Below are 26,731 nucleotides of genomic sequence, written 5' to 3' on the forward strand. Positions count from 1 at the left end.
AAGATTACTTAAAGATTGACCGGGAAATACTTCGTTCATACTTAGCATATGCTTAATACATGCAGATGACCCGGAGGTGATGTGGAAGTGACGTGGACTTGAATCTAAGATCGTTTATCACAGGGCGTTACAGACGAAAAAGTGCAGGGTGTTTAGACGCGGCACTTCCTTATTAATGAAATGTATACCCGATATAGTGTGAGCGGCATTTAATAGCAATAGCTTATTAAATGCCGCTCAACTTTTTTAATTATTTAAGGAATACTGTTGGTAAGAGCTGCTGAATTTCACGGAATTTTCCAAAAATTCAATGAAAAGCCAAATTTAAATCAATTTTCAATAGAGAATATCAGCTACTGAATTAAAATCCGGCCAATGCACTCATCTCCAAAAATCCCAAAAATTAATCAGTAAAATCAGCGTAATCAGCGTCCAAGACAACCTCCTTACCGTATACTCAACCCGCTTAAAATAATCCCGCACGTGGACAACCCCACCAGCAAAATAATCCCCGACGATAATAATAATACTTTCCCTATGTGGTTCTTATTAGCAATGATCAGTATCAGTCCGATTATAAAATAACCCCCTACCAAAAACATTGCTATCAGTCCCGCAGCAATGATCCCTTCATCGCCGGCTACGCACATCAGCAGGAAAATGCCCAGTGGTATCAGGGTAAACAAGAGTACATCTTTGAAAAATTTATTCATATACAATTATTTAAACAATAGGAATAAAGGTCCGTTCTTCCTGGAGTTGTTTTAAATAGGCTTCTTTATCATCACGGTAAAAAAGGTTCATGGTTTCAAATGGGATAATGCGGCCATCTTTATGCACAATATGCACGCACGATTTTTTAATGGCGCGCACATCAAAATCATAAGCATCGAGGAAGCGCATGATCACAATGCGGAACAGGTTCGTATAGTCGAGACCGGGAGCCTGTACCTGTGGCAGGCAGCAAAGCAGCGACTGCATATCATTTACCGCAGCATCGGTGGAGATGCCGGTACTGAATATTTTCAGGATGTGCTGATGCAGTCTTTCGTCCTGTTCATACACGATGGTGTTTTTTGAATTATTCAGCAGCACAGCAGGATCCACGTAGCGGGTGAGCGGGTATACCTGTCCTTCTATTTTGAGGGCATAGGCCATTGCTAAAGCGTCCGGGTTGCAGGGAACGGGAATAATGTCGTGATCGTTCCAGATGGGTGATTGCTCCAGGATACGTTGCCGCACTTCTGTAAGGGTAATACGATCCGTAGCGGGATCGAAGCCATCGGTGCGACCGGCCACCTGTACCGGCTGAAACGTAACACCGCGAACGCAGGGTTGTTTCAGGGCATAGTCGATGATAGCGCCCATTTCTTCTTCATTCACGCCGCGTTGCAGGGTTACTACTAAGGTAGTACTTAGATTTACTTCATTAAGATTTTCCAGCGCCTGTTTTCTCACATCGGTCAGATCCTTTCCCCGCATACGTTCCAGCGCTTCCGGCTTAAAGCTGTCGAACTGAAGATATACCTCAAAATCCGGCATGTAGGTAGCAAGGCGTGCGGTGAATTCTTTATCTTTTGCAATGCGCACACCATTGGTGTTGACCATGAGATGCCGGATCGGCTTTGTTTTGGCGATATCCAGTATTTCGAAGAACTGCGGATGGATAGTAGGTTCTCCCCCGCTGAGTTGTACTACATCGGGCTGACCTTCGTTTTCCACGATGATATCCAGCATCTGCTCTATTTCTTCCAGGGTACGGTGCCGGCCATAGTGCGGTGACGACATGGCGTAACACGTGGGGCAGGTAAGATTGCAGCGGTCTGTTACTTCAATGACGCTCAGGCAGGAATGCTGCTCATGATCTTTACAGAGGCCGCAATCATAAGGACAGCCATAGTGTGTGCTGGTATTGGTTTTAAGCGGCGCTTCAGATGGTTTGTTATAGTTGCGGGTATTTTTGTAATAGTCGATGTCGGTAGCGATTAACACCTTTTCTTTTCCATGATGCGGGCAATGCTTGATCATGAAAACCTTTTCATCTTCAAATATCACCTTCGCGTCTACACGGCGCAAACAGGTACTGCAGATGCTGAGTGTAAAATCGTAGTAGGTGTAATTTTTTTCAGGCATATTGTTTTTGTGTTAGTCGTGACGGAAAAATAATCACCGGTGAATAATAGAGTAACCCGGCCAAACAGGCCAGCTGTATAGATCCCAGCCCGAAAGCGAAGCGATATCCTGGTTTGATAAAATCCAGCCCGAAACGGAACAGCAGGTAGGCAATCATGAAAAGTTTAAACCGTGCGCCGTTTGCCAGGGAATAGCGGCGGCTGATGCCGGCTAACATCTGCCATAATAATATTAAAAAAACAATTTCATAGAGAGATACCGGGTGCCGGGGAATGCCATCGCCCAGATCCATGCCCCAGGGCAATGAAGTGGGCAGCCCATAGGTTTCTTCATAAATACCCATCGTAAAACAACCTATACGGCCTATGATCATGGCCAGTATCAGCGGATAAACAAACAGGTCGCCGGTAGAATCTTTTTCGCCGATCACCTTCTTGATCAGTTCTACTCCGGCAAGACCTCCCAGCAGTCCTCCTACGATGGTTTTATTCTGATAGATATAAAACAGCAGGTTATGGGCATGATACAGCCCCGGCGGGTTCTCCAGCGCCCCTAACAGCCGGCTGCCGAACAAAGCGCCGAAAATGGCGCCTATAATGGCCCAGAGACGGTTACTGCTTTCTATCCGGTCGCCCTGCTGCTTCCGCAGGTATAAAAAATACCGGAAGCCAATAAACATACCCAGGGTTTCCGTTACTGCGTGCAGCGGAAAATGTAAGGAAAACAAATTGATATAAACGGGGAACTGCAAAGGACCAGCATTATTTAATACACAAATTAATATTTATATTTAGACGAAAGTCAAGCACTACAAAATATGTTACAGGAGGTATTAAAGAAATATCAGTCCACCTTTAAGCCGGTTATTCCGCTTCTGGGAGATCATGAGCCCCTGCTGGTAATGGATTTCACCGCCAATAACACGACCCTCACCAAAAACATACTGCAGGACATTAACCGCTTCAGCCGGTATATCGACAATACGCTGGAACAAAGTGGCTGCCGGCTGGGAATTGGCGGCTATGCAGAGCATCGTACTATTTATGCGGTAAGTCCTCATTTTGACGCCGGGGAAGAACCACGCCGGCTGCACCTTGGCATCGACGTATGGGGAGAAACGGGCACCCGGCTGTATGCCCCTATGAATGCGCATGTACATAGCTTCCGTTTTAATGATCATTTCGGTGATTATGGCGCCACCATCATTTTGCAGCACCAGCTGGACGGATATACCTTTTACACGCTGTACGGTCATCTCAGCATTTCCAACCTGCAGGGGTTGTATGAAAATATGCCCATCACTGCCGGTCAGGCGCTGGCCCATTTCGGCACACCTGCCGAAAACGGCGGATGGCCGCCACATCTGCATTTCCAGGTAATTGAAGATATGCAGGGTTTCCGCGGCGATTATCCCGGCGTATGCCGCTACAGCGAAAAAGAGAAATACCTGCAAAACTGCCCCGACCCCGATATAATCCTCCAGCTCAACCAGTACACCCATTAAATAAAAAAGGCTGCCGGCAATATACCGGCAACCTGATGGTAATGGTTGGTTTTAATATCTTACTTTGAATTCTGTATCAGCCCTTCGCCATACGCCATCGCATTCAGCGAAAACGGCATAATCCATAAATGGGAATCAGGCGTAATGGAATAGGTTTTATCACCTTCCTGCTTCGTGATGGTAGCCCTGAATTGCGGATCGTTGTTAAACCTGCGCAAATCAAGATATACCAGCCCGGTGCCCCTGTATTCACACTTCAGCTCCCTGCGGATCAGCGCAATGGCGCCAGCCAGGTCAGTGGCAGTTACATCTGCATAAAACTCCGGCAGGATACGTTTACGGCGCACGGTATTTAGTACGTTCATGGCTTCTGCAATTTTCCCGGCACGGGCCAGGCATTCAGCCTTTACATAGTACATTTCCGGCGTGCGAAGCCCTGCGGCATTTACATCATCCCTTCTGCGGTAGGTCCAGATGGTTTCCAAACCAAGGGCCCGCTTTGTGAAATTAACTTTAAACCGGGCGTCTCCTTTATCATACTGCGCTGAATCGGATTCCCGCAGCATAGAAATATACATGCCCTGTACCTGCATATAAGAGCTGCCGTAGTGAAAGTTATAATTCTCCGGGTTCCTGAATTCATACTTCGGGATATTGATAGAAGGGCTCGTACCATCTGCCAATACTTTATTCTCGTTATAATAATTCACATAGTCAAACAGTTCGCTGTTCTGTTTTAAGGCTTCCTCCGCAAAGGAAGCGGCGGAGGCATAGTCTTTCATAAATAAATGTATCCTCGACAGCAATGCGTACCCCGCGCCTTTACCTGAGAAGTAAGGATTGTCCGGATGTACAGGCAAATAAGGCATCGCCGCATTCAGATCTTTCAGGATAAATTCATACATCTCTTTTACCGATACCTGTTTCATGGATGCTTCCATATTATCCGATGTATTCAGGAATACGCCCGGATCCGTGGCGGCAGTGGCCGGATCATACATTTTAGCATAGCTGGTGATCAGGTAGAAGTACAACATACTTCTGCCTACCCTCGCCTGCGCTATTAAACGGTCTTTATCCGCCTGGGTACCGGTAGTGGCGTTCTGTACATTATTCACCAGCACATTATAAATAAAGATGCCGGTGTAGGCGCCATTATACCCTGCATCATCAGAAGTATATTGCAACCGGTCCTGGGTTTCCTGCCAGTTGAAATTAATACTGGTTAAATTAAGCGTAGCCTGCCCGTTGGCGATTAAATAGAAATCATTGGCTACCTGGTTCTGATTATCGTAATCGAAAGAATGCGCTTTGGCATTTTCCACCAATGCTTTGTAATCTTCAAAACTCTGCGGGATCTTTTGTCCCTTCGGCACAATCTCCAGGTACTTCTTACAACTGATCGTTCCGGTAATCACCAATCCGCATAATATAAAATGAATGATCCTTTTCATATACAAATCTTTACAACCTCATGAATTAAAGTGAAATATTAAATCCAACATTATAGGTTGGCATGATGGGCAGCGTAAGCCCTGAACCATTGTAGCCGGTCGCTTCCGGATCAATATCTTCTCCGTTGAACCCAATGTAGAACAGGTTATCGGCCTGTAAACGGATCCTGGCATCTGCAATTTTCAACCGGTGTAACCAGCTTTTCGGAAGGGAATAACTCACGGAGAGATTTCTCGCCTTGATGTAAGCAGCACTTACGATTGTCTGATCGCCATAGATATAATAACTGTTCCTGTAATTGTTGCCATTTTTATCATAGTCCCATGTAATACGCGGCTCATTGGTGATCAGTTCATCACCCGGTTTCTTCCACGCATTGGTATTGCCTGCCGGCATCACTGCGTTCGGGAACCTGCCATTGATATAAGGCACATTCATTCTCATTACATGCCCTGCGTTATATACAAACAGGAAAGAGAACTGGAAACTTCTATACCGGAAATTATTGATTAACGCACCGCTGTAAACAGGTACATAGGTACCACTGTAACGCACTGCATCCGGCGTAGTGATCAGCTTATCCGTCAGCTCATTCTTTTGGTTGTAGATCTGTGGTTCACCGATGCTGTTTAAGCCGCCATATGCGTAGCTGTAAAGACTTCTGTACGGATCGCCCTGCACATAGTATCCGTTTGCATTCGGCACCAGTTCACTGGCCGTTCTGGGCTTATAGTCTACCCTGGTAACTTCGTTTTTATTGAAAGATGAATTTATGGTAACATCCCAGTCGAAGCTACGACGGCGGACGATCAGTCCCTTGAGCATCAGTTCCACTCCCCTGTTCTGCATAGCGCCGTTGTTCACATAAGCAGTGGCAAAGCCCAGCGCGGGGTTAATGGTCACGGTACTCAGAAGGTCATTACTTTTCTTATTATATACATCTACTGATCCGGACAGCCTGCTTTTCAATACGCTGAAATCAATACCCACATTTGTGGTAGCAGTTTTTTCCCAACGCAGGTTAGGGTTCGGCGGATTATTAATAGAGCCGGTGGTGTTGCCCGTCATAGTATTGATGCCATACGATGCCACCATAAAAGGACCGGCGTTCCTTGCCACGTTGCCATTAATTCCGTAAGATGCTCTCAGCTTGAGGATATCCAGCCAGGAGATACCTTCCATAAACTGTTCCCGGCTCATAATCCAGCTGGCGCCAACAGACCATAAAGGGCGGTACTGGTAGGTAGGATTGGTTCCAAACAGGTTCGACAAATCATACCTTACGCTACCATTCACCATGTATTTGTCGTTATAGGTATAGGCTGCATTTCCATAGAAAGAAAAATAACGGTTGGTTACTTCATTCAAATACGCCAGTTCAGAAGGGCTTAAAGATGCTGGTCTTCCATTGAGGCCAATGAAGCGGTTACTGAGCTCCAGTGCATTAACCGGCATGTAGCTCAGCGTGAGCGGATCATACCCGAACATGCCACTGAAGTCGCGGTTGTTCTTCACTTCCCTGGTTTCAGAACCGGCAATCGCTATTATTTCGTGACGTTCATTAAATGTTTTGCTGAAGTTTAACTGGTTACGGAATGTATAAGCCCGCAAATAATCGCCCGTGTTGCGGAATGCGTTTCCCACCGGTAATTTATAGGTAGTATTTCCCCTTGTATCCAATGCGGAAAATGTGTTGAGTTTATCGCGCATGTAATAGGAAGTAACATCCATTAGCTGCTCCGTTTTACCACTGTTCTTTTCATACTGGAACATGATATCATAGTTGAGCCACGAAGTAATCTTTGCGTTTAGTTTACCATAGGCCCGGGTTTTAATGGAACGGGTATAGAGCAGGTTTTTGTTCATTTCCTGTTCCGGAATTCTATCGATAGAATAGAGACCATATTTGTCATAAATAGCCTTGTCGTCTGCAGTTTGGGTGTTCCTTAACGGCAATGCATTTCCCTGTGCATCATAAATGGATTCAAAGGGCATCATGCTATTAAATAAACCGGTAGCAGACATTCCATCGGCGCCCGTACGTTTATTATCGCCATAATTCAGGTATATGCCCGCGGTAGCCGTGAGCCATTTGTTGATGGTGAGCGTGTTGGTAAAATTCAATCCCAGTGATTTATTTACATCCTGTTTGTTGTACCCCTGGTCATTTCTGAAAGTGGCAGAGAAACTGAAAGCGTTGCCTGCGGAGGCTTTGGATACCGACAGGTTGTATTGCTGATTAGCTGCGGGGCGCACCAGGTGATCCAGGATCTGTTGATTGAATACGTTTTGATGACGCATTTCGTTCAGCTTTGCATCTGCTTCTGCACGGGTAATTTTTCCTTCTGCCACCTGTAGCAGGTAGTCGAGCGCAGGCGTTACTATTCCTGCGCCGGCGCGGAGGCGTGCGGCTTCCGTGAGCGGTGTTGTTTTAAATGCAGGGTCATTATCAAAGTAATCGTAGGTAAGGTCTATTATTTCGTTAGCGTCGGCTCTCTTCAGGTAAGAGAGATCGTACTTTGGCGTCATGGCAAAATCACCGGAAAAGCTGATGCGTGCCGGGCCGGACTTCGCTTTTTTAGTGGTGATAACAATTACCCCATTAGCCGCCCTGGCGCCGTAGATGGAGGCTGCCGCCGCATCTTTCAGTACGGTGATGTTTTCTATATCTTCCGGGTTAATATCCGGCACATAATCCCTCAGTCTCCTGTTATCGTCGTAGGCGATGTTTTCTACCGGGAAACCATCAATCACATACAGCGGTGCGCTGGTAGCGTTAAAGGTGCTGGTTCCCCTCACATTGATATCGCCTTTATAACTTACTACGCCGGGAAGTGTACCTTCCAGTACCTGCGCGAGACTGGAAATGCGGCGTTTCTCCAGGTCAGCAGCTTTTACAGTGGCGAATGCGCCGGTGGCGCGTTCTTTCGACAGGGTTTGATAACCTGTTACCACCACTTCATTGAGCACTTTGTTTTCCATTACTACCTGCAGCGTATTACTTCTTCCCAATGCAACCTTCTTTGCTTCCATACCGGAGTAAGAAAATAACAGGACGCCGGCATCTGCGGGAATGGTGATCAGGAAGTAGCCATTGTTATCGGTTACTGTCCATTTTCTTTGTCCTTCCAGTTGGATGGTAACGCCCGGGAGGACGCTACCACGCTGGTCTTTCACTGTTCCATTCACCGTGCGGGTTCCTGTTTCCTCAAAGGAATCGGCGCTTGCAGCCGGTGATGACTGTACCAGGTTACTGGTCTGCATATCTTTTCTTTGACGGGGTACAATGGTGTAGTGATTTTTATCTACATACAAAAACAACAAATCACGGGGATACAGGATACTTTTCAGTACATCCTCCACCGGCCTGCCTTTCATGGCAGCTACATTTACCGTGGTGGTTTTGTTTTTCAGCAGCACGCCTTCATACATAAAGGTAGTTCCGTATAATGCCGTTACCTTATCCAGGGCTTCTTTAACAGAAACAACAGGCGAACGTTTACCGGCTGGTTGTTGCGCTATTGCCCGGGAACTGCCCAGTAACAACACGCATAGGTACAGGAAGCCATACAGGCTTTGTTTGATACAAATCCTCATCGATCTTGGTTTTTGATAATATGTGTTTAAAAGCCGCGCTGACCGGCGCTCTTAAAGGTCAGCGTATCATTGTTCTTTTCAATTTTCATGTTCAGTATGGCTGACAATTCAAACAATACATTGTTCACGTTATTCAGCGGTAACACGCCATCTATTGTACGGTTGGCCACAGTAGTATCTTCTATTATAATAGTAAATCCATATGTATCCTGCAGTGTATTGATAATATCTTTTACAGCGGTTTGTTGTAGCTGCATTTTGCTTTCTGTCCATGCCAGCGCTACTTCTTTTTTAGCGACAGCTTTCCGCAGCAGTCCTTTACCGGCATCATAATCCGCTTGTTCTTCCGGTTGCAGGATCAGTGAGGCGGTACCTTTTGCAGCTGATACTTTTACCTTTCCTTCTTTCAGGAATACTTCCACTTTATCCCTTCTTTCCTTCACGTTGAATATGGTACCCAGCACTTCCACCTGTACTTTTCCCGCATGCACTGTAAAGGAGGGTGTGGCCCTGCGGGAAACGTTGAACAGTGCTTCTCCCTGTAACCATACTTCCCGTTTCCCATCTTTCCAGTTATAATAACTCAGCTCCGAATGAGCATTTAAGATGACTACAGAAGAATCCGGTAATGTTACCCGGAGTTGTTGACCATAGGCACTGACCACCTTATTCATTTTCTCCGGACGAAGCAGGAACCAGGCGGTGACGATCAGCAGCGGCAGTAACACTGCTGCTGCCAGCCGGTACCAGCGGCGGTTCCGGGTAATAGGCACTACCTGTTGTTGCTGCAGTTGTTGCTGTATCCTTTCCCATACAATGGCTTTTGCGGCTGCTGCCGGCGTAATTCTTTGCAGGCTAAGGATAGCTTCCAGTGCGACCACTGCCTGCTCAAACGCTTCCCTATTCGGAGGCGCACTGTCCCGGAAGCCCGTCCAGAAAGCCGTTGCGGCCGGTGTGGCATGCTTCACCCATTCCCGGAAGAACGCATCTTCCAGGAAATCTTCTTTTGTAAATAAATGATAACCGGTCTCCAATTAAATATCCATTAGCTCCTCAAAAATCATCACAGGAAAGTAAAAAGGAACTTTGCTGCTCCAGTACAGAACACAAAGAATCCGCAAAACACCCCACTTTTTTTCAATTATTTTATAATTTTTTTATTAAAACTTATAGAAGTATTGATTTTAGTGACTTTATATGCAGATAAATTTTTCATATTTGGTAATACCCCTACGTAGGAGGAGTTTGCCCCGGCGCTGTACTATTTTTTTGTACATTTAGCCGATCAACTGGGAGATGGATTTTTCTGCAACTACCGACGCCACAATCTGGGAAGCACTTCAACAGGGCAGTCAACAGGCCTTTGCTACAATTTATGACCGTTACTTTGAGCGGTTATATGAGTATGGTATGCGGTTACACCCTGATGATGACCTGGTAAAAGATGCGATACAGGAACTTTTTATAAAATTATGGACTAATAAGGATACATTGAGCACCAGTGTAAATCCGCGTCCCTACCTGCTTGTAGCGCTCCGAAGTACTATTTATAACCGGTTACGTCCACATAAGAACAGAATTGTGATCTCCCTGGACCAGGAGCAACACGACTTCCTCGCCCACTTTTCTCCTGAATCGGCCTATATAAAGAAAGAGCAATTACAGGCGCAACACCAGCAGCTGCTGAATGCACTTAACCAGTTAAATGCAAGGCAAAAGGAGATATTGTATCTCCGCTTTTTTGAAGAACTGGATTACGAGAGTATTGCCACCATCATGAATATTTCTGTAAAAGGCGCCTATAAGCTCTCTGCGCGTGCGCTTCAAAATATGAGAGACATCCTCCAGGTATCTTCCGCAGTGCTTATTACGCTGCTTACCAATTTGCGTTTGGAGATGATGAAATAGTAAATTATCTCCGCTTCAGTAGGATTTACGCTTCACCGTATTATTTTTACAGGCTAAAATTGAATTGGTATGAGAAGCATATGGCTAACAGTTTTTTGCTGCCTGCTTGCAGGCGCACTGGCTGCACAGGTTCCATTGAAGGTAATGACTTTCAATATCCGGTATAATAACCCGGACGACAGCGCCAATGCGTGGCCGCACCGGAAAGATAAAGCGGCCTCCGAAATCCTGTTCCTGGGCGCCCATACACTGGGTGTACAGGAAGCGCTGTATGACCAGATGCAGGACCTTCAGCAAAGGTTACCACAATATAAAACGATTGGTGTGGGCAGGGATGATGGAAAAACAAAAGGAGAATTCTCCGCTATATTTTACGATACCACCCGTTTGCAGTTGTTAAACAGCGAAACTTTCTGGCTGTCGGAAACGCCTTCCGTGGCGGGTCATATCGGATGGGACGGCGCCTGCGCCCGTATTGTGACCTGGGGAAAATTCAGGGATAAAAAAACAAACAAGTTTTTTTATCACTTCAATACTCACTTTGATCATATGGGGAAAATTGCGCGCAGGGAAAGTGCGAAGTTATTGCTGCAACGGGTACATGATATTGCGGGAAAAGATGCCGCCATTATTACCGGCGACTTCAACGCTGTTCCGTCAGATGAACCTATTCAGATTGTTATGAATCCAAATGATCCGCTGCATTTAACCGATAGTAAAGCCATCAGCAAAACGGCGCACTTTGGCCCTGCCGGTACTTTCAACGGATGGAATATCGCAGAAATGGATAACCAGCCCATTGATTATATCTTTCTGAAAGGGAAGATGGATGTTTTAAAACATGCCAGCATTTCTGAAACGTGGGAAGGAAGATATGCTTCCGATCATTTTGCGGTGTATTCGGAGATCAATATCAGGTAATAAAAATAAACAACGGATCTGTGGGGAGATACTAACAGTGTATCTCCTACAGATCCGTTACGTTAAAAGCCGTTGCTACTTAGTCGTGGGTATGTTCCACTGACATGCTGTTTTCCAGTGCATTCACCACCTTGTTATGGAGGTTGCCGTTAATGTCTATGCTGATCTTTAACTTGCCATCAGCAAAGGAGCCGGTGAAGTCGCCGATCTGCAGTTTGGTGAGGATGAGGTCCATAGAAATTTTGAGGGAACCTTTCCAATCAATTTTGGTGTCGGTTACCACTACATCTTTTCCGTGTGCCTGCAGTTCAATCTTGCCGGAGAGCAGGATTTCAACGGGAATTTTCTTGCTTTCCCAGGTAATAAAACCTTTCAGTCTTACTGCCGGATCTTTCTTATCCCCTTCCACTCTCGCATACACTTTTACCTGCTGGTAAGTTCCTTTGGGAATTTTAATGGCGCCAATTACAGCAGGTACTTGCTTAAGGTCAATTTGCCTGTCTGTTTTTAATTTGAATTCCACTTCATCTTTACCACGTCTGGCATCGAAGCGGATTTCTCTTAAACGGGCGGTTGCTGTGTCCCAGGTGATGTCGAAACCACCAGACGCTGCTTTTGCCATGGATGCATCACCTGTGATAGCAGATAAGCGTCCTGAGGCATCAGGAGATAACGTGGCAGTTGGATTGATGGCTGAGATTTCGTAGTTCACGCTGGCAGCGTCCGCGTCGTCGATTGGTTGATTAGTATCTGGTCCTGCCATGTCCGTATTGGAGCAGGAGGATAGCAAGATACTGGCAATGCCTATGGCACCGCAGAAATGTAGGATTCCGGTTTTCATTATCGATATGGTTTTAAATGACTAATTGGGGAAATTCGTGGGGTAAATTTAACAAAGAATTTGGAGAAAAAAATAGGTTCACTGTTAATTTAAAAAGAATGATCCGGCTGAGCTTCGCTTCAACCGGATCAATATATGAGGTTACTTCTTCAGCAACGCCTTCTCAATTCGTGTAGGCGTGTCCGTACCATTCACAATAGTACCGGCGCTGATGGCAATTGCCTTAATAATATCTGTGATATTTTTAATATCCAGTGTCGATAATTCATCTCTCACTGTATGATAGAAATGATCTTTATCTATTTGCGTGGTGGAAATGGTATGCGCCGGAACCCCTTGCCTGGCAAGGGTAGCATTGTCTGACCGGTAAAACAGGTTTTGCTCCGGATACGGGTCCGGATGGAAAGTAAAGCTGGATCCTTTCAGGTTGCGCTGGAGGATAGGGCCAAAGCTGGATCTTTCATACCCCGTAATGAAGGCGCTGTTCTTACCGAATTTGGATTCCTTACCAATCATCTCGATATTAAACATTGCTACCACTTTATCGGGATCCTGGTGTTCTGAAAAATAACGGGACCCATGTCCGCCGGATTCTTCCGCTGTAAAGGCCACAAAAATTACGGAGCGTTGAGGTGGATGTTTTTTAAAATACTTCGACAGCATGATCACTGCTGTGGTGCCGGAGGCATCATCATCTGCACCATTGGCGATACTGTCGCCTGCTTCTGAAGGCAATATACCCAGGTGATCATAGTGACCGGAGAAGATCACGAACTCATCCGGTTTGGTACTTCCTTTAATCATACCGGCTACGTTGGCAAAGTGCTGGCTGGTAACTTCACGGCGGAGATGAATGCTCCAGGAGGCGGTATCTGCTACCGGCTCTTTTCCGAATACCAGTATGATTTGTTTTTCAGCAGGCGGTACTGCTTCCAGTTCACTTTTTGTATCATAGCTCCGTTCTGAAAACGAGGCGGCAATATTGCTGATGTAACCGGCCATATCAGCGCCTACCCATACGAGGGTATTCTTTTGCACGGCGGCAGGGTCACGCAATATTTTCATGAGTTCAGCAGGTTCATTTGCATAAGCAACATTGTAGCTGCTGTCTTTTTCCCAATCGAAGCTGCGACCGGTGCCTACGGCAACAACGGGCCAGTCTTTCAGTTCTCCACTAACGGTGAGGGATACACTGGAAGTTTTTAAACTGAACTTGCCGAATTCCTGCAGAAAGCTTTTTTCGCCGGGCAGCGGCTGAATGCCTGCTTTCTCAAACTCGCTGCTGATAAACTGTGCAGCCTTTTCAATGCCGGGTGTGCCGGGGTAACGTCCTTGCATGTCGTCCGCAGCCAGGGTACCGATAACACGTGCTACTTCTTTCTCTTTAATATCCTGGGCGTAGCCGGTAGCAGCAAGACTGCCGGCAGCCAATAATAATAACAGTGATTTCTTCATATAAGCGGTTAATCCTTTTTCTTGTTGTCTATTTTGATGGTTGACGGTTGTTCTTTTTCCTGTGTGAAATAGGCATTGCTATATGTCTGCAGGATAGCAGCATAATCTGCTCCGAACTGCAAGTCTAGCATTTTCCCATCAGGCGAAACTAACACTTTGGTAGGATAACCTTTTATTTTGTAAGATTTTTCGATCTTATCATCGGCATGGGCGGCCGGGAAAACGTATTTATTGGCGGTTATAAAGTTCCGTGATGTTTCCATCGGCTCCTGGCAGGAAATGGCCAGGACAGCGTTTCCCGGGTACTTCCCGGCGTTTATATCCTGGGCCAGTGTATTAAGGTGAGGCAGATCTTTCCGGCAGGGTGAGCACCATGTACCCCAGAAGTCCAGCAGCAACCATTTTCCCCGGTAATCTGCCAGGCGGATGTTCTCATTGTTCATTCCTTTCAGTGTGAAATCCGGTGCATCCTCCCATTCTTTCAATAATACATCGCGGAAGTAAGCATTGAAAGATTTGCCGGGGAAGTGTGCATTAAAGAAGGCCCGTGTACTATCCAGCATATCCGGCTGGGCGGCAAGTTGCCGCGACAGCACTTTCATTGCTTCTTCGGGCTTGCCGAGTGCGTCCAGTTCTTTGGCAAAACGGGCGCTGTAATTTTCTTCCGAGTGAAGAAAAGCGCGATCATAAAAACTCTCATACGCTTTGTCCGCATTGCTTTTCGGGGCAGTGCCAGCGGCCAGTGCCAGGTAGTTCAGCGCCGCTTTTTTATCCGTTGTCTTTGTCTGTTCGTATTTAAGGTAATAAGCGTGTGAAAGGATGTTTTTATTTGCTATTTTCTTGCTTTGCAATTCCGGGTGTGCTGTCCAGAAGGCGGTGTCGGCCTGGTTATTTTTAAGATCGCTCAATGCCTTATCCAGCAAAGCATCCGCGGCAGCCGGCATATTGGATTTGCGAAGGATGTCCTGTACCAGCAATTCATAACGGGCGGCCTTACCCAGTGTCATTTCTGCCGGGCTTATTTGCCCGAAATCTGCTGCAATACTTTTTAATATAGCCGTATCCGTTGTATGCATTGCTTTATTCCATAACGACATCGGCCTTACAGATACCTGGAAAATACTGTCGTTCTCCGCCAATATCCTGGTCATCAGCAACTGGGCGCCGGCAGGGGCTTTCCTGCTTTCTTCAAATATTTCTGCAATGCGTGCTTCACTGACGCCTCTGCCGCGAAACTCCTTACGTGCTTCTATAGTATCAAAGTCATGCTGTGGTAGATATTGTGCGAAGGATTGATCCAGCCAGGAGTCGAGTGACCTTCTGTCGGCCGACAGGAGTTTCAGCAATACCATTGCACTATCTGGGTTTTCATAATAAGTATGCTGTAATTTATTAAACAGATGGGAGGATGATCCGGCCAGTGCTGCTGAAGGAACCTCTTTCAGTGCATTCTGGTATTGCTCATACATGTATTCCGAACCGCTGCCATAGATACTCAGCTTTGCCAGTTTAAAGGCCAGGCGGTTACCATACAGAGGAGCACTCACTGCCAGGAACCGGGCAATTTTTGCTGAATCAGGTTCTCCGTTTACTTCCAGCCAGTTACTCATTCTGCTCATACGCATCAGCGTATTGAACCAGGCCGTGTCGGCCGGTAATACTTTAGCGGTGGCGGGTGATACGGTGACTTCCCGCGCTGTTAAAGCGGTACCATTTGACTGCACCTGCCGGCTCAGCGACTTAAAGGTTTGTACATTTCCCTTATTACGGATCAGGCTATACGAAATTTCACCGGCTACCCGTACACTATCTGTCTTATTTTCTTCCGGCGTGCCGGTTACTTCCACCAGTTCTTTATCGCCGCTTGTAACCCGGAAGTTCCAGGGACTTTCCTTCCATTCGTTATTTGCAGTAAGTGCCTTGGGCGCAGCCGGGAAAAAGCACTTCAGTTCAAAGTTCAGGTAATTCCAGTTGTTCGTTATCGCAGCCAGTGCATCGTCAGTCAGGGCGAGGGAGGCGCCGGCCTCGCTGGCAATGGCTGCAATATTCACGGGAGCGCTGATACTATCATTGGAATATATTTTAAACACCACCGGCCGGTGCATCAGCAGCATGAGACTCATCATTTGCCAATCCTGCAGATAGGTATCGGGATCTGCTGAATTAAATCGGGCATCTGGTCTCCGTGCGGCCGCACTTTCCAGCTCGTAAACAAGGTTGGCGCTACCATCCGGGTTTATGCCGGTGATGGTGATCCTCATTGTTTTGTTTATCTCCATCTGGTAGCCACCCTGAAGACTATCCTTTAATATTAACTGGTAGCGCCAGGAATCATTCTTTTTAAACTTTAACTGGGCTATGGTGGCAAGGGGGCTGCAAGCAACGGTCAGGTAAACAAGGAGCAACAGGAACTTACGCATATGACGGGGTGATTTTAATCTATTAAAGTAAACATATAAAAACGAACAAACAATAGCTGCCTGCTACCTTTGAATATTTGTGTATTTTTGGCATATACAATTATGTCCAATCAGCCTTTAAGACCAGAAGATAATAAGCTCAGTGCCGCTGAGAAAGAGTTCGAGAACAGTATACGTCCGCGGGAGATCGTTGAATTTTCCGGCCAGGACCAAATTATCGAGAACCTGAAGATATTCATTAAAGCGGCAAAAATGCGTGGGGAAGCGCTTGACCACGTGTTGTTCCATGGCCCTCCGGGGCTTGGCAAAACCACGCTGTCGCGTATTGTAGCGAATGAACTGGGTGTAAATATCCGCGAAACTTCCGGGCCGGTGATTGAAAAGCCCGGCGACCTCGCCGGTCTGCTCACCAACCTGGAAGATAAAGACGTGTTGTTTATTGATGAAATTCACCGGTTAAGCACCGTGGTGGAGGAATACCTGTATTCCGCCATGGAAGATTACCGTATTGATATTATGATTGATACGGGTCCGAGTGCGCGCGCCATACAGATTAACCTGCAGCCGTTTACGCTGATAGGCGCTACTACCCGGTCGGGGTTGCTTACTGCCCCGCTGCTGTCGCGGTTTGGGATCAAGTCGAGGCTGGAATACTACAATGCCGCCACACTGCATAAGATCATCTGGCGGGCAGCCGGTTTGCTGAATACGAAGATCACTTCTGACGCCGCCACCGAAATAGCGCGCCGGTCGCGCGGAACGCCACGTATTGCCAACGGGTTGCTGCGCCGCGTACGCGACTTTGCCCAGGTAATAGGCAACGGGGTTATTGATATGGAAATAGCGCTTTTGAGCCTGAAAGCGTTAAATGTAGATGAATATGGGTTGGATGAGATGGACAACCGTATTCTCAATACGATCATTGAAAACTTCAAGGGAGGGCCGGTTGGCATCACTACTATTGCCACCGCTGTAGGAGAAGAAGCAGGCACCCTGGAGGAAGTATACGAACCGTTCCTGATCCAGGAAGGTTTTATTAAACGTACCCCGCGGGGCAGGGAAGTAACGGAGAAAGCTTATATCCACCTGGGGAAAACTCCTTTCAGGGGCGGGTCCAATATGTTGTTTTAATGCCGCGGATTTTGTCTTGGCTCAGGATTACGCTGATTTTATTGATTACCTGGATTTTTACTTTTGGATTTTTTTTGGATTTTTAGATTTTCTTAAAATAATAATTAAGGGAGATAAGAGCGAATATCCGCTTCTATCTCCCTTAATCCTTTATAAAATCCAAAAAGTAAAAATCCAGGTAATCAATAAAATCAGCGTAATCCTGAGCCAAGACAAAATCCGCTATTCTTTCACTACCAGCCTGAAGCCGTTACCATGAATGTTCACGATTTCGATATTGCTATCGTCTTTCAGGTATTTGCGCAGTTTGGCGATGTATACGTCCATGCTGCGGCCGTTGAAGTAGGTATCGCTGCCCCATATTTTCTTCAGTGCCAGTTCGCGTGGCAAGAGATCGTTTTTATGTTCGCACAACATGTGGAGCAATTCGTTTTCTTTAGGGGATAACGTATGTGTTTCACCGTTATGGGCCAGGGTGCGCAGGCGGGAATTGAAGGAGTAGGAGCCGATCACGAATTCGTGAATTTCTTCTTCCTTATTGTTCAGTTCCTGGTTGCGTTTCAGGATGGCTTTTATTTTCAGCAGCAGCAGTTCGCTGTCGAATGGCTTGGAGATATAATCATCCGCGCCCAGTTTGTAGCCCTGGATGATATCTTCCTTCATGGTTTTGGCGGACAGGAAGAAGAGGGGGAATATCGGGGTCTACGTCCCTGATTTCTTCCGCCAGTTTAAATCCGTCCATATTGGGCATCATAATGTCCAGCAGACAGATGTCAAATTTTTCGCGGCGGAAGGCTGCCAGGGCCAGGATACCATCGCGGCATAATTCCACATCATAGTCATTCAGCTCCAGGTAATTTTTCAGCACCATACCCAGATTGGTATCATCCTCAGCCAATAATATTTTCGGTTTACGTTCTTCCATAATCATAAAGGGTTGATTACAACAAATATAAAGTTTTTCTGCGGCACGAAAGGTCGGTAAAATTTGGGCGCCGGCTCTCAAATGATTTGTTAAACTTACGGTGGCTGGTTGGGCTAAAGTCTTATTATTTCTTGTTTAACAGCGAAGTGAAGGGATAACGGAGATTGGTATAATTGATCATATCTACCACGATATTCCCTACAGATATGGGGCTTTCGATGCGTAGCGGTACTTTGTTGGCGTCGTCGCTTACCCACACGGTCCATTTTTTCGCCGCCTTCGAAGATGGTGCCTTTAATGAGGAGGGGCTTGAATTTAATGGCCCGGAACTTCCCGAACTTGGTATTTACTTCTTCTTTCCCCATGTACCTGATGTAGATGTTATATACCTGGTCGTCGAGGAACATGGCGAAGGGGATTTTATCGCCTGCGCTGTATTTGTTGAAGTCGATGTTACGGGCATAATAGATAGCGCTGATCACGTCCTGTACGCAGGGGGGTACGGTAAAGGTGCCATTTGTGCTGATAGCCTGGTGGCCGGCCTGGTTAAACACTACGTTATTAAAGATCTTGTACCCGCCTTCGTTTACATTCCTGACAAATTTGAGGGGTTGCAGGGTGGCGGTATCTATGTAGCTTTCGTATTTGTCGCGTACTTTAAAGATCCAGTCGTATGCACGGTAGGTTTTGCCATCGCCTACCACATGATAAACATCGCGGTTGGCGAAGCGTTCCAGTGCCACGTTAAAAGTGGCTTCCCCGGCGCCTACGTACATTTTACCAAGATTATAGAATACTTTCAGGGTAATACTTTCACCAGCATTGAAGCTGCTGTTACGGATGGAGCAGAAATCGGTTTGTGCTTCAACGGGTTGAATACAGGAAAGTCCTAAAATTATGAGTAGCAAATACTTCATTGATGGAAGCTATTTTTCCTTAAAAATTTTTACTCCTAACAACAGCACACTTCCCAAAACGGCCGGTATTACCAGGTTAATCAGCCAGATACCTGCAGTGGCAGCTACGATGGCCACGGTATTGGAGCTAAGCAACCCAAGAAAAAAGATACTCACTTTGCCCCGGACTCCTAATTCTGCGATAGCGATGGTAGGAACTCCTGCCATTACCAGGTAGATGACACTGTTCAGCAAGAAGGCCTGCCACCATAGGAATTCCATGCCAAGTGCGTCCAACAAAATCAAATACTGTGCCGAGAAGACCACGTACCGCAGGGCTGAAAGCAGCAACAGGTAACGTAAATCGCCGGATGAGTACTTAACAATGATCTGCACAAACACCTTCGCTTTACGAAGGAAAGGTATCTTTTCAAATACAGACAGAATGATTTCTAACCGAAAATATAACAATATCGTCAGGCCACAAATTACTGTGCCGGTAATCAGCACTAATTTCTGCCATAAAGAAGGCGTAAGGAAGCCGCTTTCTTTTGCCAGCGCATAGTTGTTGATATAATAGAGCAAACCAATTAACCCAAAAATAATAGTGACGATCAGCTGGCTGAAACTTCCTACTATCGTTGCCGCAATGGCCTTTAGCTTATTATGGTTTTTCAGGTAAAGTATGCGTCCACCGTATTCGCCTACACGATTTGGGGTGTTGATAGACAGGGATACGCCGGAAAGGATTGCACTGAACGACCGGAGAAACGACACTTCTTCGAGGGGTTTCACCAGCTTCTGCCACTTACGGGCTTCCAGTCCCCAGTTGAACAGCATCAGTACCGTAACGAGGAAAATGCCCACCCAGCCTTTCTCCTGCAAGGCTCCCCACATGTGCCGCACGGATTGTTGCAGGTTATCACGATGGATGAGTTGCGAGTAGATAGAGTATGCCAGCCAAGTAAAAAGCCCTGCCCCTAATAAGTAATTGAGAATTATTTTGGTACTTTTGTTCAGACAGTCAAATTTTGGCAAAAATAAACTCCTGTTGGCAAACAAGTCAAAAATAATTCTCGGCATTGACCCTGGCACCCTTGTAATGGGCTATGGGCTTATACTTATCGAAGGAAAAAAGGCCAGCCTCCTGGAGATGAACGTATTGAAACTCTCTAAATTCAAAGATCACTACGAAAGACTACAGCTGATTCATTGCAGGGTACAGGAACTTATTCAAGAGCACCAACCAACCAGTTTTGCCATTGAAGCGCCCTTTTTTGGCAAGAATGTGCAAAGTATGCTGAAACTGGGCCGTGCCCAGGGCGTGGCTATTGCAGCGGCTATCCAGGCCGGTCTGGAGGTCACCGAATATTCCCCAAAAAAAGTAAAACAATCTGTTACAGGCAATGGTAATGCTGATAAAGAACAGGTTTGGCTGATGCTGCAACGCATCCTCAGTATCTCTGAACGCCCTGATTACCTTGATGCTACAGACGCTCTCGCAGTGGCAGTATGCCACTTTTACCAGGAAGGTAATCCGCTCGCAGGACCAGGCAAAGCAAAAGGCTGGGAGAAATTCCTGCAGCAGCACCCGGAAAGGATTTCCAGATAAAAGTTACCGGGTTAAAAGGTTATTTCATAAATCCGTAAATTGTAGTTACTTTGGTTTAAATTCAATAACCCAATTAAAGCTAACGGCCATGCGTCCGGACAACAGCTTAACTATGAAAAGTGACCATCATTTGTTATATGGAAATTGTATAACAAGCTTTTTTATATTAATCAGCATCAGGCAGATATGAAAGCAAGAATCCTATTGGTGGAAGATGATCAAAATATTGGTGCGGTTACGAAGAAACGATTGGAGGAAGCGGGCTATGATGTAGTGCACAGTATAGACGGCCAGGCGGCCTGGGAACAGTTCCAGTTACGCTCATTCGATATTTGCCTGCTGGACGTGGTAATGCCCAAAAAAGACGGCCTACAACTTGCCCAGCAGATCCGCGAACTCAATGACCATGTTCCTATATTATTCCTCACTTCTAAAAATGAAAAAGAAGACAGAATAGCCGGACTCCAAACCGGTGCGGATGATTATATCAGCAAACCTTTCAGTATGCAGGAACTGATCCTGCGCATAGAAGTTTTCCTGAAACGGACCATGAGCCGCGGGAAAGACAAATTGAACCTCTATACAATAGGCCAGCTTACCTTCGATTATGAAGATCTCCGCCTCTATACTTCCAATGGAGATATATCCATTTCCGTTACACAAAAAGAAGCGGACCTGCTGAAATACTTCTGTAATAATCCCAATAAAACACTCAAAAGAGAAGATATACTTTCCAATGTATGGGGGAAAGACGACTATTTCCTCGGACGCAGTATGGATGTATTTATCACCAAACTGCGGAAACACTTCAAATCAGATCCTCAAATCAAACTGGAAACCGTGCACGGTGTGGGATTCCGGTTTAATATCCCTTCCAAATAACCGTTACATTGCGGCAATAATCTGCGCCTGTATTGCCTTAAATTCTTCTACAGACAGCTTCAGCTTACTGCGGGAAAAATTCATATCATCTGCCGAATTAATCGGGATCAGGTGCATATGCGCATGCGGCACTTCCAGTCCTACCACGCTAATGCCTATACGATTACAGGGAATCACTTTTTCTATGGCCTGTGCAATCGGCTTGGCAAACAATAACCACTCCTGCAACAGGTTATCTCCCACGTCAAAGAACTTATCCGTTTCTGTTTTGGGTATCACCAGGGTATGCCCTTTTACCAGCGGGAAAACATCCAGGAAAGCATAAAAATGTTCGTTCTCTGCTATCTTATAGCTCGGAATCTCGCCTTTGATAATTTTCGTGAAGATGGTCATAGTATGTAGTTCTTAGTAACATGATAAAAAAAACAGGGGCTGCAAATGAATGCAACCCCTGCAAATATCATGAAAAAGTAGGCTTATGCAGTTATATTATCGATCTTAAATTTAATCTGTCCGTTTGGCGCCTGTACTTCAGCTACCTCACCTACCTGCTTACCCAACAAACCCTTGCCTATGGGGGAGGTTACCGAAATTTTGCCAGCTTTCAGATCTGCTTCGGTTTCAGAAACGATCTGGTAAGTAACAGTCTTCTTATTAGCTACATTTGTAATAGTTACCTTACAAAGGATAGACACTTTTGATGTATCAATAGCATCTGCACTCACTATCCGGGAAGCTGCAATCGCATTTTCCAGTGTGGCAATCCTCGCTTCATGCAAACCCTGTGCTTCTTTAGCGGCATCATATTCGGCATTTTCCTTTAAGTCACCCTTTTCCCTTGCTTCTGAAATAGCACGTGCAATCTCTGCCCTTCCTTTGGTTTTAAGCTGGGTCAGTTCGCTCATCATTTGATCAAGGGTTTCTTTCGTAACGTAATTTATGCCAGACATAACCTGTTGTGTTTTTTTGGTTATAAGAAAAAAAAATCAACGCCTCCATTTGCACAGAAGCGTTGTTTACTGGTATTATTGCAAATATAATGAAATTTGTATAAAGAAAAAAGCCCCTTATTTCGGTTATAAATAAATTGATAATCAATCATTTATATCCGAAAAACACACCTGTTTGACCAGGTTTAAAGTATATTTAATTTCTCTAATACAATACGGGCCATTTTAATGCTTGCCTGATGAGAGTAACCGGCAATATGCGGGGTTACTACTACATTATCAGCCTTCAGCAACCAGGCCAGTTGTTCTTTTTCTTCTTCGTTATAAGCAGATAGTTTTTCATTTTCCAGCACATCCAGGCAGGCCCCTGCCAGCACGCCATTATTGAGTGCGGCAATCAGGTCGCGGTTATTCACCAGCTTGCCCCTGGCCACATTCATGAACCACACCGGCCGGGCAAAAGAAGCAAAAAACGCTGCATTGCCCAGGTATTTCGTTTCGGTGGTCAGTGGCAGGTGTAAGCTTACCACGTCTGCCTCCCGGAATATTTCTTCCATGGTCGACTCCTTTACCGCAGCCGTACCAAAGCCTGTTTTATATTTATCGTACGCCAGTATGTTAACGTCGAACCCCTGCAACTTATGCGCAAAGGTGCTGCCTGTATTACCATAGCCAATGATGGCCACCGTTTTGCCGTTCAGCTCATAACCCCGGTTGCCGTCGCGCTCCCAGATACCCTGCCGTAACTCCAGGCTGCTTTTCAGCACATTGTTCAACAGGCACAACAACATGCCCACCGCCTGCTCTCCTACCGCATCCCGGTTACCTTCGGGGCTGCTCACACAACGGATGCCCTTACTTTCTGCATAAGGTACGTCGATCAGCTCCATTCCCGAACCCAGGCGGCCGATCCACTGCAGGCGTTTAGCCTGGTCGATCAACTGCTTGTCCACATGAATACGCGTGGTAACGATCAGCCCTGTGCATTCACCGATCTCACGATATACTTCATCATACGTAACAGCCGGCAGGTAGGTGACTTCGTACCCTTTGCTTTCCAGCTGTTCAATCAAATACGGATGTGTTTTTGCCGTAACTAATACTTTCCTGGTCATATCATCTTATGGGATAATGCTGCAAAATCAGCCACACTCAGCTCCTCGGCTCTTTTTGTAAAGATGGGGTCCTGTGCCAGCAGTTCCTTGTCAAACATCGTTTTCAGCGGATTGCGCAATTGCTTGCGCCGTTGTCCGAAAGCTGTTTTCACCAATACAAGAAATTTACGCTCAGAGGCAATATCTACCGGTTGTTCCAGCCGGGTGAGGCGGATGACGGCAGATTTTACTTTTGGCGGCGGATTGAAGCAGTTTTCATGTACTTCAAACAAATATTCAATCTTATAATAAGCCTGTAACAGCACGCTCAGGATACCATATTCCTTATTTCCATGCGGAGCGGCAATACGTTGTGCCACTTCTTTCTGGAACATGCCCACTACCACATCCACCTGCTGACGCCAATCGAGCAGCTTAAACATGATCTGGGTAGAAATATTATAGGGAAAGTTGCCGATGAGGCGGAACGGGCCTTCAAAAGGCAGGGCGGCATCCAGGATGCTTTCGTTGATCAGCTTTCCCCTGATAGCGGGGTACGTTTTTTCAAGGAACTCCACCTTTTCCCTGTCCAGCTCAATAGCTTTGAAATGAATGCCTGGCAGCTGCAACAGGTATTTTGTGATGGCGCCCCCGCCGGGACCCACTTCCAGCACTTGCTGGCCTTCGATTACAGGTAGCGACTCCACAATTTTCCTCGAGATGTTCTCATCTGTGAGGAAGTGCTGGCCGAGTGATTTTTTTAGTGTATACATTGTGAAGCGCAAAGATAAAGCATTTATTAGCTTTTAGCTTTTGAAAATGCCCCCGGCTAAAAGCGAAAAGCTAACCGCTAAATACTTTATATTTGCCATTCATTGAGGCAATTCAGCATGAGTACTATTCAGATCAACAAACCGGTAATCGGCATCACCATCGGTGATATCAACAGCATTGGCGCCGAAATTATCATCAAAACGTTTATGGACGCGCGTATGATGGAATTTTGTACGCCGGTGATTTTTGCATCCAACAAAACCATCAACTTTTACCGGAAGCTGATGAATGAAAATAATTTTAACTACCAGAGCATCAAGGACTTTACCCGCCTTAACCATAAGCAGGTAAACGTGTATAACTGCTGGGAAGAAGAAGTGCAAATCACCCCCGGAGTACTGAATGAAACAGGTGGCAAATACGCCGCACGGGCACTGGAAGCTGCCATCAACTGTTTGAAAGACGGGTATATCACCGGCCTGGTGACAGCTCCCATCCATAAAAACAATATTCAAAGCGAAACTTTTAACTATACCGGCCACACGCCTTACCTGAGGGATTCCTTCAATGCAAAGGATGTGCTCATGTTCATGACCGCCGACAATATGCGTGTGGGCCTGCTCACAGAACATGTACCCCTGGCGGACGTAGCAAAATATGTTACCAAAGAAAATATCCTGGGCAAGCTGCACCTGATGAGAGACAGCCTGGTAAAAGACTTTGGTGTGGACCAGCCGCGTATTGCCGTATTGGGACTTAACCCGCACGCCGGCGACGAAGGACTGATTGGCCGCGAAGAAATTGAACACATTGCCCCTGCCATCAGGCACGCGAAAGGCAATGGCATCCTGTGTTTCGGACCGTATAGTGCAGACGCCTTCTTTGCAAGGGAAATGTTTAAGCAATTTGATGGTGTGCTGGCTATGTATCACGACCAGGGCCTGATACCGTTTAAGTCGCTGGCCAGCGGCAACGGTATTAACTATACTGCCGGACTGGGCATTGTGCGTACTTCACCGGATCACGGCACGGCATTCGATATTGCCGGCAAAAACCTGGCGGACCCGGATTCTTTCAGACAAGCGATTTTTGCCTGCCTGGAAATACTGGAACAACGGGAACGCTATGCCGAGAACACCCGGAACCCACTCAAGAAAACAGAACTGGCATCGGAATAGCTCAGGGCCTTCCGGCTTTCAGGTAAGATTGTATGGAAGTAACGTAGTTTTCAAAGGCTTTCCTGCCGGTGGAGGTTATCTTGCAGATGGTTTGCGGATAATTATCCTTAAACTGTTTTACTACGGAAATATATTCCGCATCGCGTAATTTATTAATCTGTACACTCAGATTACCTGCTGTGGCATTTGTTTTTTCTTTCAGCAGCGTAAACTCTGCTTCTTTTTCACTGATCAACACGGACATAATAGCCAGCCTCAACTGTGAATGTAATACCGGGTCCAGATCTTTAAAATCCATGAGCTTAATTTTCTTATACAGCTATTTTAATATTTAGCTATTTTGTTTCAATGGTTTTATCACGGAAACAAAATAACTAAATATCTGAATAAATACTACCTGATTATTGCTGGCTTTGTTCCAGCAGCTTGCGGGTATAGGGTTCTCCCCAATGCGGTGCTATACTGCTTTCCGGCTTGAAGGCCGCGAACTTTTCCAACGCCAGCTCCAAGGTTGTTTTAGCTTTTGATTTACTGCCACCCCATTGTTCAGGTGTAAATAATAATGATTGTCCCTGTAACATGTAGATTCTCGGGTTCTCCGGATTAAAGCTCTTCGCCTGTTCCAGCAGGGAAGCTGCTTCAGGGCCATACTTCATGCCACGGCTCATAGGATCCACTGTTAACCGGGCGGTGGCCACCAGTGAACGGATACAGGCAATTTCAGAGTTCTTTGGACTCAGCGCTTCGGCCTTGTCGAGGTTGGCCTCTGCCTTGTCGGCCAGCGGATCTATCTGGCTTTTATCTTTCAACGTAAGTGCCTGCATTACCTCCATATAGGCAGCATAATAGTAAGGCAACCACTGGCTTTTTTCTGCATCCGCAATACGCTCAAAAGTATTGGCCTTTTGTTGCAATCCATCAGGCGTGAAAATGCTGCTGCTGTCCAGGTCAGACGTTTGCTTCGTCATGGCCTCTGTGTATTGGGCGCTTTGCGCCATGAGGGCAGTAGTTATGCTACCGGTAAATAAAAAAGCAAGAAATAATCGTTTCATATT

General features: G+C 46.1%; 26 protein-coding genes. 7 read left to right on the forward strand and 19 right to left on the reverse strand.

The features are described 5' to 3' along the window. Window positions 1-446 precede the first annotated feature (446 nt). From QFZ51_RS00580 to QFZ51_RS00590, 3 genes are read right to left on the reverse strand one after another with little or no spacing between them, the layout of a single operon-like run. Window positions 447-713 carry a hypothetical protein gene (locus QFZ51_RS00580; protein ID WP_370913385.1) on the reverse strand — a complete coding sequence of 89 codons (267 nt, stop codon included), beginning with the start codon at window positions 711-713 and terminating at the stop codon, window positions 447-449. A 10-nt stretch (window positions 714-723) separates the two neighbouring features. Further along, on the reverse strand, window positions 724-2,133 hold the full coding sequence (locus QFZ51_RS00585; protein WP_429042140.1) for a radical SAM protein: 1,410 nt from the start codon (window positions 2,131-2,133) through the stop codon (window positions 724-726). Beyond that, window positions 2,126-2,884, reverse strand: coding sequence for a prolipoprotein diacylglyceryl transferase (locus tag QFZ51_RS00590; RefSeq protein WP_429042142.1), 759 nt, complete (start codon window positions 2,882-2,884; stop codon window positions 2,126-2,128). The genes QFZ51_RS00585 and QFZ51_RS00590 overlap by 8 nt, the downstream gene beginning before the upstream one ends. Before the next feature lie 66 nt (window positions 2,885-2,950). Between QFZ51_RS00590 and QFZ51_RS00595 the strand changes: the two genes are divergently transcribed. Further along, window positions 2,951-3,637 (forward strand): peptidoglycan DD-metalloendopeptidase family protein, encoded by a 687-nt coding sequence (locus QFZ51_RS00595; RefSeq protein WP_429042143.1) that lies wholly within the window; start codon window positions 2,951-2,953, stop codon window positions 3,635-3,637. A 59-nt stretch (window positions 3,638-3,696) separates the two neighbouring features. Here QFZ51_RS00595 and QFZ51_RS00600 read toward each other — a convergent pair whose 3' ends face one another. Genes QFZ51_RS00600 through QFZ51_RS00610 form a run of 3 tightly spaced genes read right to left on the reverse strand, consistent with a single transcriptional unit; the run spans window position 3,697 to window position 9,723 of the window. Then, window positions 3,697-5,091, reverse strand: coding sequence for a RagB/SusD family nutrient uptake outer membrane protein (locus tag QFZ51_RS00600; protein ID WP_429042144.1), 1,395 nt, complete (start codon window positions 5,089-5,091; stop codon window positions 3,697-3,699). 25 nt (window positions 5,092-5,116) lie between these two features. Beyond that, on the reverse strand, window positions 5,117-8,689 hold the full coding sequence (locus QFZ51_RS00605; RefSeq protein WP_429042146.1) for a SusC/RagA family TonB-linked outer membrane protein: 3,573 nt from the start codon (window positions 8,687-8,689) through the stop codon (window positions 5,117-5,119). Between the two features lie 26 nt (window positions 8,690-8,715). Beyond that, window positions 8,716-9,723 carry a FecR family protein gene (locus QFZ51_RS00610; RefSeq protein ID WP_429042148.1) on the reverse strand — a complete coding sequence of 336 codons (1,008 nt, stop codon included), beginning with the start codon at window positions 9,721-9,723 and terminating at the stop codon, window positions 8,716-8,718. Window positions 9,724-9,985: 262 nt separating this feature from the next. On the opposite strand from QFZ51_RS00610, the gene QFZ51_RS00615 reads away from it, so the two are divergent. Together QFZ51_RS00615 and QFZ51_RS00620 are read left to right on the forward strand one after the other, a co-directional pair. After that, on the forward strand, window positions 9,986-10,597 hold the full coding sequence (locus QFZ51_RS00615; RefSeq protein ID WP_429042150.1) for an RNA polymerase sigma factor: 612 nt from the start codon (window positions 9,986-9,988) through the stop codon (window positions 10,595-10,597). Between the two features lie 69 nt (window positions 10,598-10,666). Next, window positions 10,667-11,518 (forward strand): endonuclease/exonuclease/phosphatase family protein, encoded by an 852-nt coding sequence (locus tag QFZ51_RS00620; RefSeq protein WP_429042152.1) that lies wholly within the window; start codon window positions 10,667-10,669, stop codon window positions 11,516-11,518. Window positions 11,519-11,597: 79 nt separating this feature from the next. On the opposite strand, the gene QFZ51_RS00625 is transcribed toward QFZ51_RS00620, so the two are convergent. The 3 genes from QFZ51_RS00625 to QFZ51_RS00635 form a co-directional block, all read right to left on the reverse strand. After that, window positions 11,598-12,359, reverse strand: a complete 762-nt coding sequence (locus QFZ51_RS00625; protein WP_429042154.1) for a hypothetical protein — start codon at window positions 12,357-12,359, stop codon at window positions 11,598-11,600. 141 nt (window positions 12,360-12,500) lie between these two features. After that, window positions 12,501-13,814, reverse strand: coding sequence for a M20/M25/M40 family metallo-hydrolase (locus tag QFZ51_RS00630; protein WP_429042155.1), 1,314 nt, complete (start codon window positions 13,812-13,814; stop codon window positions 12,501-12,503). Between the two features lie 8 nt (window positions 13,815-13,822). Continuing rightward, window positions 13,823-16,234, reverse strand: coding sequence for a TlpA family protein disulfide reductase (locus tag QFZ51_RS00635; protein WP_429042157.1), 2,412 nt, complete (start codon window positions 16,232-16,234; stop codon window positions 13,823-13,825). A 102-nt stretch (window positions 16,235-16,336) separates the two neighbouring features. Between QFZ51_RS00635 and ruvB the strand changes: the two genes are divergently transcribed. Beyond that, window positions 16,337-17,365, forward strand: coding sequence for a Holliday junction branch migration DNA helicase RuvB (gene ruvB, locus QFZ51_RS00640; protein ID WP_370913397.1), 1,029 nt, complete (start codon window positions 16,337-16,339; stop codon window positions 17,363-17,365). A gap of 222 nt (window positions 17,366-17,587) precedes the next feature. On the opposite strand, the gene QFZ51_RS00645 is transcribed toward ruvB, so the two are convergent. From QFZ51_RS00645 to QFZ51_RS00660, 4 genes are all read right to left on the reverse strand, one after another. After that, on the reverse strand, window positions 17,588-18,028 hold the full coding sequence (locus tag QFZ51_RS00645; protein ID WP_429042159.1) for a response regulator transcription factor: 441 nt from the start codon (window positions 18,026-18,028) through the stop codon (window positions 17,588-17,590). After that, window positions 17,985-18,290, reverse strand: a complete 306-nt coding sequence (locus QFZ51_RS00650; protein WP_429042161.1) for a response regulator — start codon at window positions 18,288-18,290, stop codon at window positions 17,985-17,987. Before QFZ51_RS00650 ends, QFZ51_RS00645 begins: the two co-directional genes overlap by 44 nt. 113 nt (window positions 18,291-18,403) lie before the next feature. Further along, window positions 18,404-19,207 (reverse strand): DUF3108 domain-containing protein, encoded by an 804-nt coding sequence (locus tag QFZ51_RS00655; protein WP_429042162.1) that lies wholly within the window; start codon window positions 19,205-19,207, stop codon window positions 18,404-18,406. Window positions 19,208-19,216: 9 nt separating this feature from the next. Further along, complete coding sequence (locus QFZ51_RS00660; RefSeq protein WP_429042165.1) at window positions 19,217-20,083, reverse strand: lysylphosphatidylglycerol synthase domain-containing protein; 867 nt, start codon at window positions 20,081-20,083, stop codon at window positions 19,217-19,219. 154 nt (window positions 20,084-20,237) lie between these two features. On the opposite strand from QFZ51_RS00660, the gene ruvC reads away from it, so the two are divergent. Beyond that, window positions 20,238-20,798, forward strand: coding sequence for a crossover junction endodeoxyribonuclease RuvC (ruvC, locus tag QFZ51_RS00665; RefSeq protein WP_370908405.1), 561 nt, complete (start codon window positions 20,238-20,240; stop codon window positions 20,796-20,798). 186 nt (window positions 20,799-20,984) lie between these two features. Further along, the gene (locus QFZ51_RS00670) at window positions 20,985-21,680 is read left to right on the forward strand and encodes a response regulator transcription factor (protein ID WP_111579992.1); all 696 of its coding nucleotides are present in this window, start codon (window positions 20,985-20,987) and stop codon (window positions 21,678-21,680) included. 3 nt (window positions 21,681-21,683) lie between these two features. On the opposite strand, the gene QFZ51_RS00675 is transcribed toward QFZ51_RS00670, so the two are convergent. The 4 genes from QFZ51_RS00675 to rsmA form a co-directional block, all read right to left on the reverse strand. Next, window positions 21,684-22,073, reverse strand: a complete 390-nt coding sequence (locus QFZ51_RS00675; RefSeq protein ID WP_429042169.1) for an HIT family protein — start codon at window positions 22,071-22,073, stop codon at window positions 21,684-21,686. Window positions 22,074-22,156: 83 nt separating this feature from the next. Next, on the reverse strand, window positions 22,157-22,630 hold the full coding sequence (gene greA, locus QFZ51_RS00680; protein ID WP_370908407.1) for a transcription elongation factor GreA: 474 nt from the start codon (window positions 22,628-22,630) through the stop codon (window positions 22,157-22,159). A 185-nt stretch (window positions 22,631-22,815) separates the two neighbouring features. Next, the gene (locus QFZ51_RS00685; protein WP_429042172.1) at window positions 22,816-23,745 is read right to left on the reverse strand and encodes an NAD(P)-dependent oxidoreductase; all 930 of its coding nucleotides are present in this window, start codon (window positions 23,743-23,745) and stop codon (window positions 22,816-22,818) included. Continuing rightward, complete coding sequence (gene rsmA, locus QFZ51_RS00690; protein WP_370908409.1) at window positions 23,742-24,497, reverse strand: 16S rRNA (adenine(1518)-N(6)/adenine(1519)-N(6))-dimethyltransferase RsmA; 756 nt, start codon at window positions 24,495-24,497, stop codon at window positions 23,742-23,744. The genes QFZ51_RS00685 and rsmA overlap by 4 nt, the downstream gene beginning before the upstream one ends. Before the next feature lie 117 nt (window positions 24,498-24,614). On the opposite strand from rsmA, the gene pdxA reads away from it, so the two are divergent. Next, window positions 24,615-25,676, forward strand: coding sequence for a 4-hydroxythreonine-4-phosphate dehydrogenase PdxA (gene pdxA, locus QFZ51_RS00695; protein ID WP_370908410.1), 1,062 nt, complete (start codon window positions 24,615-24,617; stop codon window positions 25,674-25,676). Between the two features lies 1 nt (window position 25,677). Here pdxA and QFZ51_RS00700 read toward each other — a convergent pair whose 3' ends face one another. Further along, window positions 25,678-25,974 carry a winged helix-turn-helix domain-containing protein gene (locus QFZ51_RS00700; RefSeq protein WP_370908411.1) on the reverse strand — a complete coding sequence of 99 codons (297 nt, stop codon included), beginning with the start codon at window positions 25,972-25,974 and terminating at the stop codon, window positions 25,678-25,680. A gap of 103 nt (window positions 25,975-26,077) precedes the next feature. Beyond that, window positions 26,078-26,728 (reverse strand): hypothetical protein, encoded by a 651-nt coding sequence (locus QFZ51_RS00705; RefSeq protein WP_429042177.1) that lies wholly within the window; start codon window positions 26,726-26,728, stop codon window positions 26,078-26,080. Between the last annotated feature and the right edge of the window lie 3 nt (window positions 26,729-26,731).

It is taken from the genome of Chitinophaga sp. W3I9, from assembly GCF_050434025.1.
GTDB lineage: Bacteria > Bacteroidota > Bacteroidia > Chitinophagales > Chitinophagaceae > Chitinophaga.

Excerpts from the sequence above, each read along its gene's own strand:
- QFZ51_RS00580 (WP_370913385.1), bottom strand. The coding sequence starts at position 713 with ATGAATAAATTTTTCAAAGATGTACTCTTGTTTACCCTGATACCACTG.
- QFZ51_RS00585 (WP_429042140.1), bottom strand. The coding sequence starts at position 2,133 with ATGCCTGAAAAAAATTACACCTACTACGATTTTACACTCAGCATCTGC.
- QFZ51_RS00595 (WP_429042143.1), top strand. The coding sequence starts at position 2,951 with ATGTTACAGGAGGTATTAAAGAAATATCAGTCCACCTTTAAGCCGGTT.
- QFZ51_RS00600 (WP_429042144.1), bottom strand. The coding sequence starts at position 5,091 with ATGAAAAGGATCATTCATTTTATATTATGCGGATTGGTGATTACCGGA.
- QFZ51_RS00605 (WP_429042146.1), bottom strand. The coding sequence starts at position 8,689 with ATGAGGATTTGTATCAAACAAAGCCTGTATGGCTTCCTGTACCTATGC.
- QFZ51_RS00615 (WP_429042150.1), top strand. The coding sequence starts at position 9,986 with ATGGATTTTTCTGCAACTACCGACGCCACAATCTGGGAAGCACTTCAA.
- QFZ51_RS00620 (WP_429042152.1), top strand. The coding sequence starts at position 10,667 with ATGAGAAGCATATGGCTAACAGTTTTTTGCTGCCTGCTTGCAGGCGCA.
- QFZ51_RS00625 (WP_429042154.1), bottom strand. The coding sequence starts at position 12,359 with ATGAAAACCGGAATCCTACATTTCTGCGGTGCCATAGGCATTGCCAGT.
- QFZ51_RS00630 (WP_429042155.1), bottom strand. The coding sequence starts at position 13,814 with ATGAAGAAATCACTGTTATTATTATTGGCTGCCGGCAGTCTTGCTGCT.
- QFZ51_RS00635 (WP_429042157.1), bottom strand. The coding sequence starts at position 16,234 with ATGCGTAAGTTCCTGTTGCTCCTTGTTTACCTGACCGTTGCTTGCAGC.
- ruvB (WP_370913397.1), top strand. The coding sequence starts at position 16,337 with ATGTCCAATCAGCCTTTAAGACCAGAAGATAATAAGCTCAGTGCCGCT.
- QFZ51_RS00645 (WP_429042159.1), bottom strand. The coding sequence starts at position 18,028 with ATGAAGGAAGATATCATCCAGGGCTACAAACTGGGCGCGGATGATTAT.
- QFZ51_RS00650 (WP_429042161.1), bottom strand. The coding sequence starts at position 18,290 with ATGGAAGAACGTAAACCGAAAATATTATTGGCTGAGGATGATACCAAT.
- QFZ51_RS00655 (WP_429042162.1), bottom strand. The coding sequence starts at position 19,207 with ATGAAGTATTTGCTACTCATAATTTTAGGACTTTCCTGTATTCAACCC.
- QFZ51_RS00660 (WP_429042165.1), bottom strand. The coding sequence starts at position 20,083 with ATGTGGGGAGCCTTGCAGGAGAAAGGCTGGGTGGGCATTTTCCTCGTT.
- QFZ51_RS00670 (WP_111579992.1), top strand. The coding sequence starts at position 20,985 with ATGAAAGCAAGAATCCTATTGGTGGAAGATGATCAAAATATTGGTGCG.
- QFZ51_RS00675 (WP_429042169.1), bottom strand. The coding sequence starts at position 22,073 with ATGACCATCTTCACGAAAATTATCAAAGGCGAGATTCCGAGCTATAAG.
- greA (WP_370908407.1), bottom strand. The coding sequence starts at position 22,630 with ATGTCTGGCATAAATTACGTTACGAAAGAAACCCTTGATCAAATGATG.
- QFZ51_RS00685 (WP_429042172.1), bottom strand. The coding sequence starts at position 23,745 with ATGACCAGGAAAGTATTAGTTACGGCAAAAACACATCCGTATTTGATT.
- rsmA (WP_370908409.1), bottom strand. The coding sequence starts at position 24,497 with ATGTATACACTAAAAAAATCACTCGGCCAGCACTTCCTCACAGATGAG.
- pdxA (WP_370908410.1), top strand. The coding sequence starts at position 24,615 with ATGAGTACTATTCAGATCAACAAACCGGTAATCGGCATCACCATCGGT.
- QFZ51_RS00700 (WP_370908411.1), bottom strand. The coding sequence starts at position 25,974 with ATGGATTTTAAAGATCTGGACCCGGTATTACATTCACAGTTGAGGCTG.
- QFZ51_RS00705 (WP_429042177.1), bottom strand. The coding sequence starts at position 26,728 with ATGAAACGATTATTTCTTGCTTTTTTATTTACCGGTAGCATAACTACT.